This window comes from Exiguobacterium sp. s6, from assembly GCF_018618155.1.
Classification (GTDB): domain Bacteria; phylum Bacillota; class Bacilli; order Exiguobacteriales; family Exiguobacteriaceae; genus Exiguobacterium; species Exiguobacterium mexicanum_A.
The window spans coordinates 185581-200688 of sequence record NZ_JACSLN010000002.1 but is presented as its reverse complement, the minus strand read 5'-3'; the positions used below and the strand labels follow the sequence as shown (position 1 = coordinate 200688).

The following is a 15108-nucleotide window of genomic DNA, read 5'->3' as shown; positions in this document are numbered from 1 at the left end:
CACCGGTGTACCGTCAGCGTGCCATGAAACACAAAAACCTTCGGCCTGAACATCTGTTCAAGCCGAAGTCGTCTTATTTCCAGCCCGCTTCGTTGAAAATACGGATGGCTTCTTGCTGGTTTTCACCGAGGACAGACAAGTTGATGTCCTGCTCTTTGAACTCACCCCATGATTGAAGGAGCTCGTTCGGTTCAACCGATTCGTTGACCGGATACTCGTAGTTCACGCTCGCAAACTGCTCTTGTGCTGACGGATCAGACATGAACTCCATGAGTTTCTTCGCGTTTTCTGAGTTCTTCGCTGCTTTTGTCATCGCAATCCCCGAGATGTTCACGTGTGTCCCCGTCGTGTCTTGGTTCGGGAAGAAGACACCGAGTTGCTCGGCCACTTTCTTCTCTTCCGCATCTTCTGAGTTCAACATGAGACCCATGTAGTATGTGTTCATGATGGCGACGTCCCCTTCACCGGCCACGACCGCTTTCGCTTGGTCACGGTCGTTCCCTTGTGGATCACGTGCCATATTGTTGACCATGCCTTTCGCCCACTCTTTCGCTTGATCGACACCGTTCACTTCAATGAATGAAGCGAGGAGTGAGATGTTGTACATGTTCTCAGACGGACGAACGAGCACTTTTCCGTTCCACTGTTCTTCTGTGAGCGCTTCGTATGTTGACAAGTCTTCTGGTTTCACACGGTCTTTTGCATAGACGATGACACGTGCCCGTTTCGTGAGACCGAACCACTCGTTGTCCGTATCACGATATTTTTCAGGGACGTTCGACTCAAGCACGTCGCTATCGACCGCTTGAAGATGTCCCGCGTCTTTCGCTTGATACAAGTTCCCGGCGTCTGCCGTGATAAAGAGGTCGGCCTCTGTGCTCTCACCCTCTGTGTTCAAACGCTCGAGAAGCTCATCGCTCTTCCCTTCGACGACGTTGACTTTTACGCCCGTCTCTTCTTCGAACTGCTTGTAAAGTTCTTTATCGACGTCATAGTGACGGCTCGAGTAGACGTTGACGACTTTCGACTCTTCTGCTGTCTCGTTATCATTTGACGTCGTCTCTTCCGTGCTCGCGCAAGCGGCCAGGAGTGATGTTGTGAGCGCAGCTGATAGGCCGAGCACCATGTACTTTTTGTTCATTTGATTATCCCCCACTTATTCATCTCTATTGTTGGTAATGATAATTACTCTCAGTTACTATCATCACTGATAATCATTCTCACGTCAACCTTTTTTTGAAATCGTTTACAGTAGTTATAAATACATAACTTAACAGTTTTGACGTCATCATTTCTTGACTTCAAAATGACTACGCACCTATAGTGGAAGAGAACAAACCGTCTGGTCGGTACAGAAAAGAGGGATGACATGACAAACCGATCAATAATCACCAAGCAAAAACTGTTGGATGCCGCGACCGATATCATCATGGAGCACGGTGTGCATCACCTGACATTGGATGAAGTCGCCAAAACGGCGGGTGTCTCGAAAGGTGGTCTCTTGTACCACTATCCATCCAAAGAAGCGTTGTTGACCGCCATCGTGGAACGGCTCCAAACCGAGCAAAACGATTTGTACGAATCGCTCCAAGCCGATGGCAATGGCCCTGTTGAGGCGTTCGTGCGTCTCTTTGACGAGACGAAACTTCATCCGGAGCGCTCAGCCATCCACATCGACGCCGAAAAGATGATTGCGTTCCTCACATTGTTCGCCGTCGACCAAGAGTACGCAGAGCGGTGGAAGCACGACCTCGACACGTTCTTCGCACAGTTTCAACAGACGAGCGATCCAGTGGAGACGATGATCATCCGCTATGCGCTCGAAGGAATGATGATGTCCGAGCACTTCAATGTCGGCGTCGCCCCACCTGCTTTAAAACAAGACATTATCGCTCGCTTGATCGAGCGAGCCCAGAACATCGATTCGGGTAAAACAGACTAATCTATTAGAGGAGAAATGAACCCCATGCAAAAAATCACGTCCTTCTCCGTCAATAACAAGTTCGCCGTCTGGTTGATGACCATCATCTTGACGGCCGCCGGAATTTTCGCCGGCTTGACGATGAAACTAGAAACATTGCCTGATATCACGACACCGACCGTCTCGGTGACGACGATTTACCCAGGAGCCTCACCTGAACAAGTGCTCGACGAAGTCAGCACCGTGCTCGAAGAGCGCTTGAAGAGCTTGAACGGGGTCGAACAAGTTCGTTCGTCTTCGTTCCAGAACGCTTCAAACATTCAAATCGATTATGACTTCAGCACTGATATGGAAGAAGCTGAACAGCTCGTCAAAGACGCGCTCAGCAACGTCGAATTGCCAGAAGCCGTTCAAGACCCACAAGTATCACGACTCAGCTTTGACGCGTTCCCTGTCGTTGGTGCAGCCGTCTCAGATGAGAGTCTCGATTTGGCCGAATTGACGAAATTGGTCGAAGATGAGTTGCAACCGGCCCTTGAAGGCGTCGAAGGCGCTCAGACCGTCCAAATCGCCGGACAAGAGATTCGTCGCGTCGAGCTTCAGTTCGATGCGGAGGCACTCGCCGAATACAACTTGACGGAAGACACGGTCAAACAGTTGATTCAAGCGAACGACGCCCGCATCGCGCTCGGCCTGTATGAACTTGGTGATACGGAGCAAGCCGTCGTCATCGACGGGAAGTCGGAGACGCTCGAGGCGTTCCGCGACCTCCAAATTCCGTACTCACCCGCACAAACGGAACAGCCTGTGCCAGGTGCGCCAACGGAACTTCCGACTGGCGAGACCCCACAAGTCCCGACTGAAGTACCAGGTGCCGTCCCACCTGCCAATATCCCGACAACCGTCCCGACCGTCGCTTTGAGCGAACTCGCGACGATTGAAGACCGTGGCATCGAGGAATCGATTTCGCGCTCAAACGGAGAACGTTCAATCGGGATTCAAGTGACGAAAACACAAGACGCGAACACCGTCGACGTCGTCAACGCCGTCAAAGAGGTGCTCGCCGACTTCGAAGCCGACTATGACACGGCCAACGTCTCCGTCACGCTCGACCAAGGTCAACCGATTGAAGAATCGGTCGAGACGATGGTCTCGAAAGCGTTACTCGGTGGTCTATTCGCCATTTTGATTATTCTCGTGTTCCTTCGTAACTTCCGCTCGACGATTATTGCGGTCATCTCCATCCCGCTCTCGCTCTTGATGGCGTTGATCGTCTTGAAACAGCTCGACATCACGCTCAACATCATGACGCTCGGCGCGATGACCGTCGCCATCGGACGGGTCGTCGATGACTCCATCGTCGTCATTGAGAACATTTACCGTCGCCTCACCCGTCCGAACGAGACGTTGCGCGGCAAAGAACTGATTATCGCCGCGACGAAAGAAGTGTTCATTCCGATCGCGTCGTCGACAATCGTTACGATTGCCGTCTTCTTGCCGCTCGGGTTCGTCACCGGATTCGTCGGCGAGCTGTTCTTACCGTTCGCCTTGACCGTCGTCTTCGCTTTGCTCGCATCACTTCTCGTCGCGATCACGGTCGTGCCGATGATGGCCGACTCGTTCTTTAAGAACCGTGACAAGTTGAAGCCGGAAGAAGGACCAGGGAAACTCGCCGAATGGTATCGCGGCGTCCTCAACTGGTCGCTCAACCATAAACTCGTCGTCTTCGGCCTGGCTACCGTTCTCTTAATCGGAAGTTTCGCCCTCGTACCAGCCATCGGGGTCAACTTCTTGAACCAAGAATCTGAGAAGACGCTTTACGTCACGTTCGACCCAGAGCCGGGACAAACGCTCGATGATTCGATTGCGGCGGCCGAAATCGCCGAGACGTATTTCATGGAAGAGCAAGCGAACGCGACCGACGTTCAATTTACAGTCGGTGGCGAGAACCCGCTTAACCCAGGAAACAACAAACAAGGAATTTTCATCGTCCAGTACGATCCGGACACGGAAGATTTCGCCGATGTCAAAATCGCCGACGTCGAACGCTTGAATGAACTCGCCTCAGGCGGTGAATGGAAAGAACAAGACTTCGCCGGCGGTGCCGGAACGAGCGGCGTGACGTACAACGTCTACGCCAACTCACTCGAAGACCTCGAAGCCATCGTTCCGACGTTCATTGAGACGATTGAAGAAGAGACAGATTACGTCCGTCAAGCAACGTCTGACCTTCGTGAATCGTACGTCCAATACACGTTCAACGTCGACCAGCAAGCTGCTGCTGAGGCAGGCGTCTCGGCCGCCCAGCTCGCCCAGACGATTGGTCAGTTCCAAGCGCAAGAAAGTCCGCTCTCGACCGTGACGATTGATGACAAGCAACTCGACGTCATCATTCCGACAGAACAAGTCACGTACGACAGCATTGACGATTTGCAGGAACAAGAAGTGACGACGCCGTTTGGACCACGTCCAATCTCAGACTTCATCGGAGTCGAGGAAGGCACGACACCGGATACGCTCGTTCAGCGTGACGGCAAGCTCCTCGCTCGCGTCAACGTCGAGCTCAGCACGGACAAAGCGACGGAAGCTTCGGCGGCCATCGAAGAACGTGTGTCTGACATCGAGCTCCCGACTGGCGTCTCGTATGATGTCGGCGGTGTCACGGAACAGATTCAAGAATCGTTCACTCAGCTCGGTCTCGCCATGCTCGCAGCCGTTGCCATCGTCTACTTGGTGCTCGTCATCACGTTCGGCGGTGCCGTTACACCGTTCGTCGTCCTGTTCTCGCTCCCTTACGCGATTATCGGGGGACTTGTCGCCCTTCTCATCACTGGCGAGACGATCTCGGTATCTGCCTTGATTGGAGCGCTCATGTTGATTGGGATCGTTGTGACGAACGCCATCGTCTTGATTGACCGTGTTATTCATAAAGAAGAAGCTGGTCTCTCGACGCGTGATGCCTTGCTCGAGGCAGCCGGTACGCGCCTCCGTCCAATCCTCATGACGGCACTCGCAACGATTGGTGCCCTCGCACCGCTCGCGCTCGGTCTTGAAGGTGGCGCTTTGATTTCGAAAGGTCTCGGTGTGACCGTCATCGGTGGATTGACAAGTTCAACGCTATTGACGCTCCTCATCGTTCCAATCGTGTATGAGTTCTTCGCACGGTTCCGTAAGAAAAAAGAAGCGTAATTCAAAAGAGAGTCGCCCGCACAGGGTCGACTCTCTTTTCGATTCGGTCATTCCTGACGTGTTCCACACGGCTTTCCGTGCTTTTATAAAACCTCTTTGGAGAGAAGAACTTCACTTTTTGATGATTGCCTAACCTTGACCTGTACAAATAAATCTGAGAAAATTCTTACGTTTTGAACGTATTCGCGAAAGGATGGTATACATGCAACTCTTTATCAAATGGATGATCGGCCTTTCGCTCTTATTCGGGTTAAGCGCGCTCGGCAATTGGATCGTCGCCACTTTAGAATGGAAAGTGCCTGGGAACGTCGTCGGGATGATGCTGTTGTTGATATTACTTATGACAAAAATCATCCGAGTCGAATGGATCGAGGACAGTGCCGGCTTCCTCACGAAACATCTCGCTTTCTTCTTCATCCCGATTGCGGTCGGTCTCATGTCTTATAGTAATCTATTAAAAGCAGAAGGGATCCCGCTCTTTCTCGCCTTGATGATCAGTCTAAGTGTGGGGCTCATCGTGACCGCCATCATCTCCGGAAGACGAGGTGAAGCGTCATGACATTATTTTGGGTACTCGTCACAGTTGGTGTCTATCTCATCAGCCGAAAACTATCATTTAAATGGGCGTCTCCGTTCACGAACGTCGTCTTCTTGAGCACAACTATTTTGATTGTGATCCTCCTTCTCTTTGAACAACCGTACGACGTGTATGAACCGGCCAAAGATTTGATCACGATTTTACTCGGCCCGGCGACCGTCGCCCTCGGTCTGCCGTTGTACCGCAACTTGCCGACGCTACTCGCACGCGCGAGACGTGCCCTCAGTGCAATCGTTGCCGGTACCGTCTCGACGATTATCGTCGCAGTCATGATCGGCACGGCGCTCAAACTGACGGACCAAGTGCTCATCGGGCTAGCGGTCAAATCCGTCACTGCCCCGATTGCACTCGAACTGGCAAAACAGCTCCAAGGAGACGCGGCGCTTGCTGCCTCCATCACTGTCGCCTGTGGCATACTCGGTGCCATGTTCGGTCCGATAATGTTGTCGCTTTTCAAAGTGACTGATCCGTTCACGCGAGGACTCGCACTCGGAACGATCAGCCACGGCATCGGCACAGCTCAAGCCGCGACAGAACATCCGCTCTCAGGGGCCACCGGGGGCGCGGCGATGGGCCTGTCCGCCATCTTCACGTCGTTTTTGTTGCCGTTTCTCCTGCCGTTCCTTCTCTAAAAAAGGCCAGCACCCTTGTTTCATACAAATTGAGTAAAAGTAGAGGCCTTGCGCCTCTCTTTTTATTTTCAAACAATTTCGATACTTCTCAAAACGGCTCTCATGCTACACTAAACGAGAACAGATTGATTAGAGGAGGCAGACCATGCAATCGAAATTAATTGAACGTTTAATCACGTATGCAAAAATTGATACACAGTCCGACTTCACGAGTGAAACGACACCCTCAACAGCGAAACAATGGGATTTGATTCGCCATCTCGAGGCTGAGTTAAAAGCGATTGGACTCGAGGACGTCGAGACGGATGACTATGGCTACTTGTTCGCCACCCTTCCGAGTAACGTCGACCATGACGTACCGACGATCGGCCTGCTCGCCCACGTCGATACGGCGACCGACTTCACCGGGACGAACGTCAACCCGCAACTCGTCGCACATTACGAGGGCGGCGATATCGTCTTGAACGAGGCGCTCGGTGTCATCTTGTCGCCGAGTGACTTCCCGGAGCTCGATGGCTACGTCGGACATACACTCATCACGACAGACGGCACGACGCTGCTCGGTGCCGACGACAAAGCCGGCATGGCCGAGATCGTCACTGCGGTCGAATACTTATTGGCGCATCCGGAAATCCCGCATGGCCCGGTGCGAATCGCCTTCACACCGGACGAAGAGATTGGACGCGGCCCGCACAAGTTCGACGTCGCCCGCTTCAACGCCGATTTCGCCTATACGATGGACGGCGGCCCGCTCGGTGAACTGCAATACGAGAGCTTCAACGCGGCCGGTGCCACGGTCACGTTCCATGGGACGAACGTACACCCGGGCAGTGCCAAAAACAAGATGGTCAACTCGATGAAGTTGGCGATGGCGTTCCACAACCGCCTCCCAGCTGATGAAGCCCCAGAGCATACGAGCGACTATGAAGGCTTCTTCCATCTGAACGGCTTCTCTGGAGATGTCGAAACGACGACGCTGCAATACATTATCCGCGACCACGACCGCACAAAGTTTGAGGCGCGCAAAGCGTTGCTTGAAAAGCTCGTCGTCGAATGGAAACAGAAGTACGGCGAAGCACGTATCGACTTGAAAATGGACGACCAATATTACAACATGGCCGAGAAAATCGAGCCGGTGAAACACATCGTCGACACCGTCGCCGACGTCATGCGCGAACTTGGCATCGAACCAAAAATCGAACCTATTCGCGGCGGGACGGACGGTTCGCAACTGTCGTATATGGGACTCCCGACCCCGAACATCTTCACGGGTGGCGAGAACTATCACGGCAAGTTCGAGTACGTCTCCGTCAATAACATGGAAAAAGCGACCCACGTCATCATCCAGACGCTCCGTACGTTCGCTGAACGCGCGCGAGCATAACACATGCGCCTCCAATCGTTCTCTTCTAGAATAGAGACATTGGAGGCGATTTTTTATGAAGCATACGTTTCAAATGAACCTCGACTGGACCGGCGGACGCAACGACGTCGGAACGATCGAGGCCGAACGGTTAAAGACACAGATCTCGATTCCCCCGGAAATGGACGGGCCCGGCATCGGCACGAACCCGGATGAGATGTTGCTCGGTGCTGCGGCGACCTGCTATATCATCACACTTGCGGCTATGCTCGGGCGAAGCGAACTGCCGCATCAAGGCATCACGATTGACGCCGAAGGCATCGTCGACGTGACGAACGGTGTCTTCACGTATGAGACGATTCGCTACACGACACGTATTAACGTTCCAAAAACGGCCACAGATCGCGATATCACGCTCGTCGAACGAATCGCCAAAAAAGCGAAGGATGGCTGTATGATTTCACGCGCCTTGGCCGGCAACGTCGCGTTCGAACTCGACACGACGGTCACGCGCGTCGTCTGACGATGTATCGCTTCGTATCTCCCTTGCAGGAAGGGGTCATCCTGAAACGCCGCAATCGGTTCGTGATGGACGTATTGCTCGGCGACACTGTCGTCGCCTGCCACTGTCCGGTCACAGGCCGCATCGGTGACCTCGTCTTTGACGGGGTTCCTTGCCTCGTCTCAGCGACGGACGACCCGCGACGGAACACCGCCTTCACGGTGGAGGCCATCTCGATTGACGCGGACCGACAATGGATTGGAATTCATCAAGGCCGCGTCAACGATTTCGTCGAACATTGGTTGCGGACGAACGTGATTTCAGCTTTTCCTTCTCCGAGACATGTGGAACGAGAGAAAGTCGTCGATGCGTCACGAATCGACTTTAAAGTCGATGGCACTTATATCGAAGTGAAAGCACCTCTAGCCGAGTTGTTCGTAACGCCTCTCCCCCGCTTTGAACGGCGTGCGGTGACGAGACCGATCGAGACCGAACGGTTGATTCGACATCTCGAGACACTCATTGCGACGTTGCCGAAAACGGGTCGGGCCGTCTTGCTGTATGTCTTCTTATATGATGCGCCCGTCTTCACCGGCAACCCGAACCGGAAACACGACTTCCGAATTCGGCAGCTGATTCGCGACGCAATTGCGGACGGACTTGAAATCTGGCAAGTGAATGGCGAGGTGTCTACGGAAGGGATTCGTTTGACCCACTGTGTCGAGACGACGCCTCATTTCAAGTAAAAAAGCCATCAGCGATGGCTTTTTTACTGTAATAACAGTGGGGTCACGTACGCCTCGATGATCGCAGAGATGGCGAGGAGCGGAACTGCGATGACGAGAAATGTCTTCACGCCTGCCACGAACAGCGCCTTGAACGTGACGTCGGTCTCTTTCCCGCGCAGTTTTTTCCAGATGTAACGGTTGAGCGATAACCCCATCGCCGCCCCGAGCAAGATAGCCGAGATTTCGGTGATGCCGTGGGGAATTATTCCGAGCACGATGACCCGGATCACGGATTCGCCGGCAAACCCGACGAGCATGGCGACCAGGCCGATGACCGCGGCGTTGATGACGACGAACACATACGGGATGAAGAGCGGGATCATTCCGAGTAAGAAAGCGAGCAACGTGACGCGCGTATTGTTCACGAATAGGGCGATCATCGTCTCGCGTGCGCTCGAATCGAACGTCAATCCTTGTGATTCAAACGATTCGCCGAGCTGAGCTAAAATTTCATCCACTTGTTCAGGAGCGATAACGGCCCGGAATAAAAAGTACGATCCGATGCCCGTCACGAGGAAGATGACCCAGAGCCGGAAGAAATCTCGACGGTAGTAGTTTGACCATGCTTCTTTCAGCGAGAGCATTGTTTTCATGGCTGATTCCCCCTTTCTTCTCTATACGAATCAGGCTGCTGTTTGTTTCATTTTTACCCCCGACTGCGCGTTTTCAAAAAACGTGATACAATACACGTCGTAAACTAATCAGAAAAACGAGGGATCCTATACATGATTACAGTAAATAACGTAAGTCTCCAATTCGGTGGACGCAAGTTGTTCGAAGACGTGAACATCAAGTTCACACCAGGCAACTGCTACGGCTTGATCGGCGCGAACGGTGCCGGGAAGTCGACATTCTTAAAAATTCTTGCCGGCGAGCAAGAAACGACAACAGGTGACGTCAGCTTCTCACCTGGCGAACGCCTCGCCGTCCTCAAGCAGGACCATTATGCGTACGAAGATCAAGCGGTACTCGAGACGGTCATCATGGGCCACGAGCGTTTGTATCAAGTCATGAAAGAGAAAGACGCCATCTATATGAAGGAAGATTTCTCTGACGAAGATGGTATGCGCGCTGCTGAACTCGAAGGCGAATTCGCTGAGATGAACGGTTGGGAAGCCGAATCAGAAGCTGCCATGGTCCTTCAAGGACTAGGGATCACGGATGCATCACACCACAAGCTCATGAGCGAGCTCACAGGTGGCGAGAAAGTCAAAGTCCTCCTTGCTCAAGCATTGTTTGGCAAACCTGACATTCTTCTCCTCGATGAGCCGACGAACGGTCTTGACCTCAAAGCGATCCAGTGGCTCGAAGAGTTCTTAATCAACTTCGAGAATACCGTCATCGTCGTATCCCATGACCGTCACTTCTTGAACAAAGTCTGTACGCACATGGCCGATCTCGACTTCGGTAAGATTCAATTGTACGTCGGGAACTACGACTTCTGGTACGAGTCGAGTCAACTTGCTTCACGTATGGCCAACGACCAGAACAAGAAAAAAGAAGAGAAGATCAAAGAACTTCAAAACTTCATCGCCCGTTTCAGCTCGAACGCCTCGAAGGCACGTCAAGCGACGTCGCGTAAGAAGTTGCTCGATAAAATCACGCTCGACGATATCCGTCCATCATCACGTCGCTATCCGTTCGTCGGCTTCTCGATGGAGCGCGAAATCGGGAATGACGTACTCTACGTCGACAACGTCTCGAAGACGATTGATGGCGTCAAAGTACTCGACAACGTCACGTTCTCACTGAACAAGACGGACAAAGTCGCATTCGTCGGCCGTTCGGACGTTGCCATTACGACTCTCTTCAAAATCATCATGGGCGAGATGGAACCGGACACGGGTACGGTCAAATGGGGCGTGACGACGACACAGTCGTACTTCCCGAAAGACAACTCGGAATACTTCGAAGGCTCAGATAAGAGCATCTTGGATTGGTTACGCCAGTTCTCACCAGCCGACGAGTCGGATACGTTCCTTCGCGGCTTCCTCGGTCGTATGCTCTTCTCAGGCGAAGAAGTCATGAAGAAAGCATCTGTCCTCTCAGGGGGCGAGAAAGTGCGTTGCATGCTCTCGAAAATGATGCTCTCGAACTCGAACGTCCTCGTCCTCGACGATCCGACGAACCACTTGGACCTCGAGTCGATCACAGCGCTCAACAACGGTCTCGAAACGTTCAAAGGCGTACTCCTCTTCAGCTCGCATGACCATCAGCTCATCTCGACGATTGCCACGCGCATCATCGAGGTGACGCCGAACGGGATTGTCGACAAAGAAGCGACGTACGACGAGTTCCTCGAGAACGAATCGCTTCAACAGCAAGTCGAGTCACTCTATCAGAACGCATAAGAAAAAACGATCGGCCGCGGCCGATCGTTTTTTTATTTGACCTCGACCGTCTCCATGATGTGTTCATGGATGTCGTGTCCTTTCGTCACGTGGACTTGAACGTTGTACATGCCTGACTCTTTGAATGTATGCTCACCTGCATAGCTTCCGCCTTCCGTTTCATCAAGCTTAACCCAGTCGTGCTTGTCCGCTCCGTCTTTGAACACTTCGAGTTGGACGTCCGCACCCGTCAACGCCTCATGCTCAATTTCGACGTTGACTGTGAACGGTTGGACTTCATTGGCGACAGCTTGAGTCGGATCAAGGACGATGTCCGCTCCCGCGTGGTTGTGATGGTCTTGCTCAGCTTCAGCCTCGGCCGCCGTCTCCGGATGGCCGACCGTAACGTTTGTCGTCGGCATCGTATGCATCGAACGGGCCGTCACATGGACTTGCACCGTGTAAACTGCTTCTTCGACAAACGTCGTCTCCGCCTCGTAGACTCCATCTTCTGTGAGCGACGCTTTCGTCATCTCACTCTCTTCCTTGGCGCCATTTTTCCAGACCTCGAACTTAATCTCGTCGGCATCATCGACCGCTTCACCGTCTTGTGTGACGCGAACCGCTAACGTGACCGTCTCGTCTTTGTCCGCCGTGGCCGGAACGTTTAATTCTGCTTCTACCGGTTCCATCGACTGCACCGTCTCCGTACCACTGGTCGTTTCATCGGCTCCGCACGCCCCGAGGACGAACAGACCGACGAGACCAAATGCCACCCCGAACCGTTTCATTGATTTGCTCATGTTGAATCCCCCTATTCAATCGCTTACATTCTTCACACATTGTTCATGATAGCACCCTTTTTTAGGAAATGTGTGAGGATTGTGTGATATTTGACACGTTTGTCACTCATAAATTGAACACAAATATTGAGAGTCATTATCCAAAAATTCCTTTACCTATTTTTAGGGTTTCACGATGTTTGCCATCGAAAGGGGGTATATAAAATATATACACAGCTCAATATATGGAAAGCCTTAACATCAAGATACATACACCCAAGAATGGAGGCGAAACCAAAATGAAGAGCAGGTTTGTACGTGTGTTGATGGCCTTGTTGATCATGTTGGCACCGTTAGTCGCTTATCCAAAATCGGCTGACGCCGCCGCTTCGAAATTCATCACGAGCGTGAATACGACGAGTAAAGTTGTCGCGTTGACGTTCGATGACGGGGCGGATGGTGCGAATACGAACAAAATTTTGGACATACTTGCCAAGAACAATGTCAAAGCCACTTTCTTTTTGACTGGATCAGGCGCCAATAACCATCCTCAATACATTAAAAACATCGCAGCTAAAGGTCACCAACTCGGTAACCATTCGTATACCCATCCAGACTTCACAAAGTTGACCGCCACGCAAATGAAATCAGAACTTGATCGGACGGAAGCGCTCATTAAATCGCTTACTGGCAAAACGACAAAACCAATTTTCCGGGCACCGTTCGGCGCCGTCAATAGCGCCGTGTTGAGCGGAGTCGGCGCTGCCGGCTACGGTTATACGATTCAATGGAACATCGATACCGTGGACTGGAAAGGAGTCACTGCTAGCCAAATCAATACGAAAGTACAGGCGAACATCAAACCAGGCTCAATCGTCTTGATGCACACCGGTGCCGGCGCGCCGGGTACGCCGCTCGCCTTGCCGACGATGATTGCCCAGTTGAAAGCGAAAGGCTACAAGTTCGTCACCGTCTCGCAATTGCTCGCTTACCAAAACACATCTACCAGCAAAACGTATACCGTCAAATCAGGCGACACCCTTTATAGCATCGCCCGAGCTTACAACGTCACAGTCGCTGCGCTCGCTGCGGCCAACAAAATTACAAACTACAGTCTCATCTATGTCGGACAAGTGCTCGTCATCCCGGGTACCACTGTAACTCCTCCACCTACGACGACCGTCAAGTATACGGTTAAATCGGGTGACACGCTCTACAAAATCGCCACTTTGTACAAAACGACCGTCGCTAAAATAGCAGCGGCGAACAACATCACGAACATCAACCTGATCAGTGTCGGACAAGTGCTGATCATCCCAGGTACAACCGTCACACCACCGACGACTACGGTGAAATACACGGTTAAATCAGGTGATACGCTCTACAAGATTGCGACGATGTATAACACGACTGTCGCTAAAATCGCTGCCGCTAATAACATCACGAACATCAATTTGATTAGTGTCGGTCAAGTGCTTACAATCCCACGCTAACCAAAAAAGTGTCCTCCGCTTTTTCGGGGGACACTTTTCTATGCGCCAAGACACTCATCGACCATCGCGATTGCGACGTTCGCGTCATCGATTCCATGAACGAGCACACGACCGTCTTTAAATAAAAGCATCCGATGATTCCGCCATCGCCATTCTAACGTGAACGGTGTTTGCTTCACAGCGATGTCCGCACGCTCGAGTTGATGTGCGATTGGTTCAAGCCCTTCGATGGACCGCCGGACTTGGACGACGTCACGCCCACAGAGGAGTGCTGTCTGTTGCCGATTCGGAACGAGGCTCGGATAGGCGTGAATTTGACAAGAAGGACAAGACACATCGACGAGACGTGCGACATCGAGTCGCTGTGACTGGTTTTCCCACATATCTTCAATCAAGAGTCGACGTTCCATCTTTTCATGACGCCCCGTCAAATATTTCAATGCCTCAACGGCTTGACGACTCGCCACATGTTGCACGATTGGCGCCACCACCCCCGCTGTCGCGCACGTTTGCCCGGCTAGCGGCAAATGACGCATGAGACAACGAAGACACGGCGCGTCTCCCGGCATCACCGTATAGTTCATGCCGTATGCCCCGACGCAAGAGGCAAACAAGAACGGAATGCCACGCTCGAGTGCGAAATCGTTCAATAGAAGGCGCGTCTCGACGTTATCGGTTGCGTCCAAGACGAGATCAATGGGCGGCAAAGGCCGAAGCCAATCCCACGAGACATCGGCGATTTGCGCGTCCAACTCAACGTCTGAGTTGATGGCCCGCAGGCGTTCGAGTGCCGCGACCGCTTTCGGCGTCTCAGCACGTGCGTCCTGTTCCGTATAGAGCGTCTGTCGTTGTAAGTTCGTCACCTCGACATAGTCGCGGTCGACGAGGATGAGCGAGACGCCGGCCCGAACAAGTTGATCGCTAACGGCTGCCCCGAGCGCGCCGAGACCGACGACGAGCACTCGTTTCTCCATCAGATGTTCTTGGCCCTCCACCCCGATGCCGTGGAACCGGGCCTGCCGCGCGTAACGTTCCGGGATATGTGTCATCGGATGTAGTCCCCTGACTTCCCGCCTTGTTTCTCGAGCAAGTATGTCGGTCCGATGACGATGCCTTTATCGACTGCTTTCGTCATATCGTACACGGTCAATGCGGCAATCATTGCTGCTGTCAACGCCTCCATCTCGACACCGGTATCGCCTTTCGTCTTCACAAACGACTCGATGATGAGCTGTGTCCCGTCCCATTCGAACGCCAAATCGACTTTTTTCAAGGCGAGCGGATGACACATCGGAATGATGCGGCTCGTCTCTTTGGCGGCCATGATGCCAGCCACTTGAGCGACAGCGAGTACATCCCCTTTTGCAAGACCCCCATCCGTGATGAGCTGTTTGAGTTCACCGCTCAGTTCAACTGATGTACGGGCCCGAGCAGTACGTGTCGTTTCCGGTTTATCCGAGACATCGACCATCCGCGCCCGCCCTTGGTTGTTCATATGTGTCAATTCCAT

At 52.6% G+C, this 15108-nt stretch carries 14 protein-coding genes; 9 read left to right on the top strand and 5 right to left on the bottom strand.

Features of this window, described 5'->3' with window-relative positions; genetic code table 11:
- Positions 1-73: 73 nt before the first annotated feature.
- Positions 74-1141, bottom strand: a complete 1068-nt coding sequence (locus tag KNP75_RS11990; protein ID WP_215190524.1) for a Fe(3+) ABC transporter substrate-binding protein — start codon at positions 1139-1141, stop codon at positions 74-76.
- Positions 1142-1369: 228 nt separating this feature from the next.
- Between KNP75_RS11990 and KNP75_RS11985 the strand changes: the two genes are divergently transcribed.
- The 7 genes from KNP75_RS11985 (at position 1370) to KNP75_RS11955 (ending at position 8951) form a co-directional block, all read left to right on the top strand.
- On the top strand, positions 1370-1942 hold the full coding sequence (locus KNP75_RS11985) for a TetR/AcrR family transcriptional regulator (RefSeq protein ID WP_052090260.1): 573 nt from the start codon (positions 1370-1372) through the stop codon (positions 1940-1942).
- A gap of 24 nt (positions 1943-1966) precedes the next feature.
- Positions 1967-5110, top strand: a complete 3144-nt coding sequence (locus KNP75_RS11980; RefSeq protein WP_215190523.1) for an efflux RND transporter permease subunit — start codon at positions 1967-1969, stop codon at positions 5108-5110.
- A gap of 202 nt (positions 5111-5312) precedes the next feature.
- On the top strand, positions 5313-5669 hold the full coding sequence (locus KNP75_RS11975) for a CidA/LrgA family protein (RefSeq protein ID WP_034780640.1): 357 nt from the start codon (positions 5313-5315) through the stop codon (positions 5667-5669).
- Positions 5666-6340: an LrgB family protein gene (locus tag KNP75_RS11970; protein ID WP_214710713.1), complete on the top strand. Its 675-nt coding sequence runs from the start codon at positions 5666-5668 to the stop codon at positions 6338-6340. The genes KNP75_RS11975 and KNP75_RS11970 overlap by 4 nt, the downstream gene beginning before the upstream one ends.
- 145 nt (positions 6341-6485) lie before the next feature.
- Positions 6486-7724, top strand: a complete 1239-nt coding sequence (gene pepT / locus KNP75_RS11965) for a peptidase T (RefSeq protein WP_034780634.1) — start codon at positions 6486-6488, stop codon at positions 7722-7724.
- 55 nt (positions 7725-7779) lie between these two features.
- The gene (locus KNP75_RS11960) at positions 7780-8226 is read left to right on the top strand and encodes an OsmC family protein (protein ID WP_114164930.1); all 447 of its coding nucleotides are present in this window, start codon (positions 7780-7782) and stop codon (positions 8224-8226) included.
- A 2-nt stretch (positions 8227-8228) separates the two neighbouring features.
- Entirely contained in the window at positions 8229-8951 is a 723-nt protein-coding gene (locus KNP75_RS11955; RefSeq protein ID WP_215190522.1) for a DNA/RNA nuclease SfsA, read from the top strand.
- Between the two features lie 23 nt (positions 8952-8974).
- Here KNP75_RS11955 and KNP75_RS11950 read toward each other — a convergent pair whose 3' ends face one another.
- On the bottom strand, positions 8975-9586 hold the full coding sequence (locus KNP75_RS11950; RefSeq protein WP_215190521.1) for a stage II sporulation protein M: 612 nt from the start codon (positions 9584-9586) through the stop codon (positions 8975-8977).
- 132 nt (positions 9587-9718) lie between these two features.
- Here KNP75_RS11950 and KNP75_RS11945 point away from each other — a divergent pair, with 132 nt between their 5' ends.
- Positions 9719-11344, top strand: a complete 1626-nt coding sequence (locus KNP75_RS11945) for an ABC-F family ATP-binding cassette domain-containing protein (protein WP_034780623.1) — start codon at positions 9719-9721, stop codon at positions 11342-11344.
- A 32-nt stretch (positions 11345-11376) separates the two neighbouring features.
- On the opposite strand, the gene KNP75_RS11940 is transcribed toward KNP75_RS11945, so the two are convergent.
- The gene (locus KNP75_RS11940; RefSeq protein WP_215190520.1) at positions 11377-12126 is read right to left on the bottom strand and encodes a FixH family protein; all 750 of its coding nucleotides are present in this window, start codon (positions 12124-12126) and stop codon (positions 11377-11379) included.
- A 278-nt stretch (positions 12127-12404) separates the two neighbouring features.
- On the opposite strand from KNP75_RS11940, the gene KNP75_RS11935 reads away from it, so the two are divergent.
- Complete coding sequence (locus KNP75_RS11935) at positions 12405-13598, top strand: LysM peptidoglycan-binding domain-containing protein (protein ID WP_215190519.1); 1194 nt, start codon at positions 12405-12407, stop codon at positions 13596-13598.
- Positions 13599-13636: 38 nt separating this feature from the next.
- On the opposite strand, the gene KNP75_RS11930 is transcribed toward KNP75_RS11935, so the two are convergent.
- Together KNP75_RS11930 and moaC are read right to left on the bottom strand one after the other, a co-directional pair.
- The gene (locus KNP75_RS11930; protein WP_215190518.1) at positions 13637-14647 is read right to left on the bottom strand and encodes a ThiF family adenylyltransferase; all 1011 of its coding nucleotides are present in this window, start codon (positions 14645-14647) and stop codon (positions 13637-13639) included.
- The gene (gene moaC, locus KNP75_RS11925) at positions 14644-15108 is read right to left on the bottom strand and encodes a cyclic pyranopterin monophosphate synthase MoaC (protein WP_215190517.1); all 465 of its coding nucleotides are present in this window, start codon (positions 15106-15108) and stop codon (positions 14644-14646) included. The genes KNP75_RS11930 and moaC overlap by 4 nt, the downstream gene beginning before the upstream one ends.

Excerpts from the sequence above, each read along its gene's own strand:
- KNP75_RS11990 (WP_215190524.1), bottom strand. The coding sequence starts at position 1,141 with ATGAACAAAAAGTACATGGTGCTCGGCCTATCAGCTGCGCTCACAACA.
- KNP75_RS11985 (WP_052090260.1), top strand. The coding sequence starts at position 1,370 with ATGACAAACCGATCAATAATCACCAAGCAAAAACTGTTGGATGCCGCG.
- KNP75_RS11980 (WP_215190523.1), top strand. The coding sequence starts at position 1,967 with ATGCAAAAAATCACGTCCTTCTCCGTCAATAACAAGTTCGCCGTCTGG.
- KNP75_RS11975 (WP_034780640.1), top strand. The coding sequence starts at position 5,313 with ATGCAACTCTTTATCAAATGGATGATCGGCCTTTCGCTCTTATTCGGG.
- KNP75_RS11970 (WP_214710713.1), top strand. The coding sequence starts at position 5,666 with ATGACATTATTTTGGGTACTCGTCACAGTTGGTGTCTATCTCATCAGC.
- pepT (WP_034780634.1), top strand. The coding sequence starts at position 6,486 with ATGCAATCGAAATTAATTGAACGTTTAATCACGTATGCAAAAATTGAT.
- KNP75_RS11960 (WP_114164930.1), top strand. The coding sequence starts at position 7,780 with ATGAAGCATACGTTTCAAATGAACCTCGACTGGACCGGCGGACGCAAC.
- KNP75_RS11955 (WP_215190522.1), top strand. The coding sequence starts at position 8,229 with ATGTATCGCTTCGTATCTCCCTTGCAGGAAGGGGTCATCCTGAAACGC.
- KNP75_RS11950 (WP_215190521.1), bottom strand. The coding sequence starts at position 9,586 with ATGAAAACAATGCTCTCGCTGAAAGAAGCATGGTCAAACTACTACCGT.
- KNP75_RS11945 (WP_034780623.1), top strand. The coding sequence starts at position 9,719 with ATGATTACAGTAAATAACGTAAGTCTCCAATTCGGTGGACGCAAGTTG.
- KNP75_RS11940 (WP_215190520.1), bottom strand. The coding sequence starts at position 12,126 with ATGAGCAAATCAATGAAACGGTTCGGGGTGGCATTTGGTCTCGTCGGT.
- KNP75_RS11935 (WP_215190519.1), top strand. The coding sequence starts at position 12,405 with ATGAAGAGCAGGTTTGTACGTGTGTTGATGGCCTTGTTGATCATGTTG.
- KNP75_RS11930 (WP_215190518.1), bottom strand. The coding sequence starts at position 14,647 with ATGACACATATCCCGGAACGTTACGCGCGGCAGGCCCGGTTCCACGGC.
- moaC (WP_215190517.1), bottom strand. The coding sequence starts at position 15,108 with ATGGAATTGACACATATGAACAACCAAGGGCGGGCGCGGATGGTCGAT.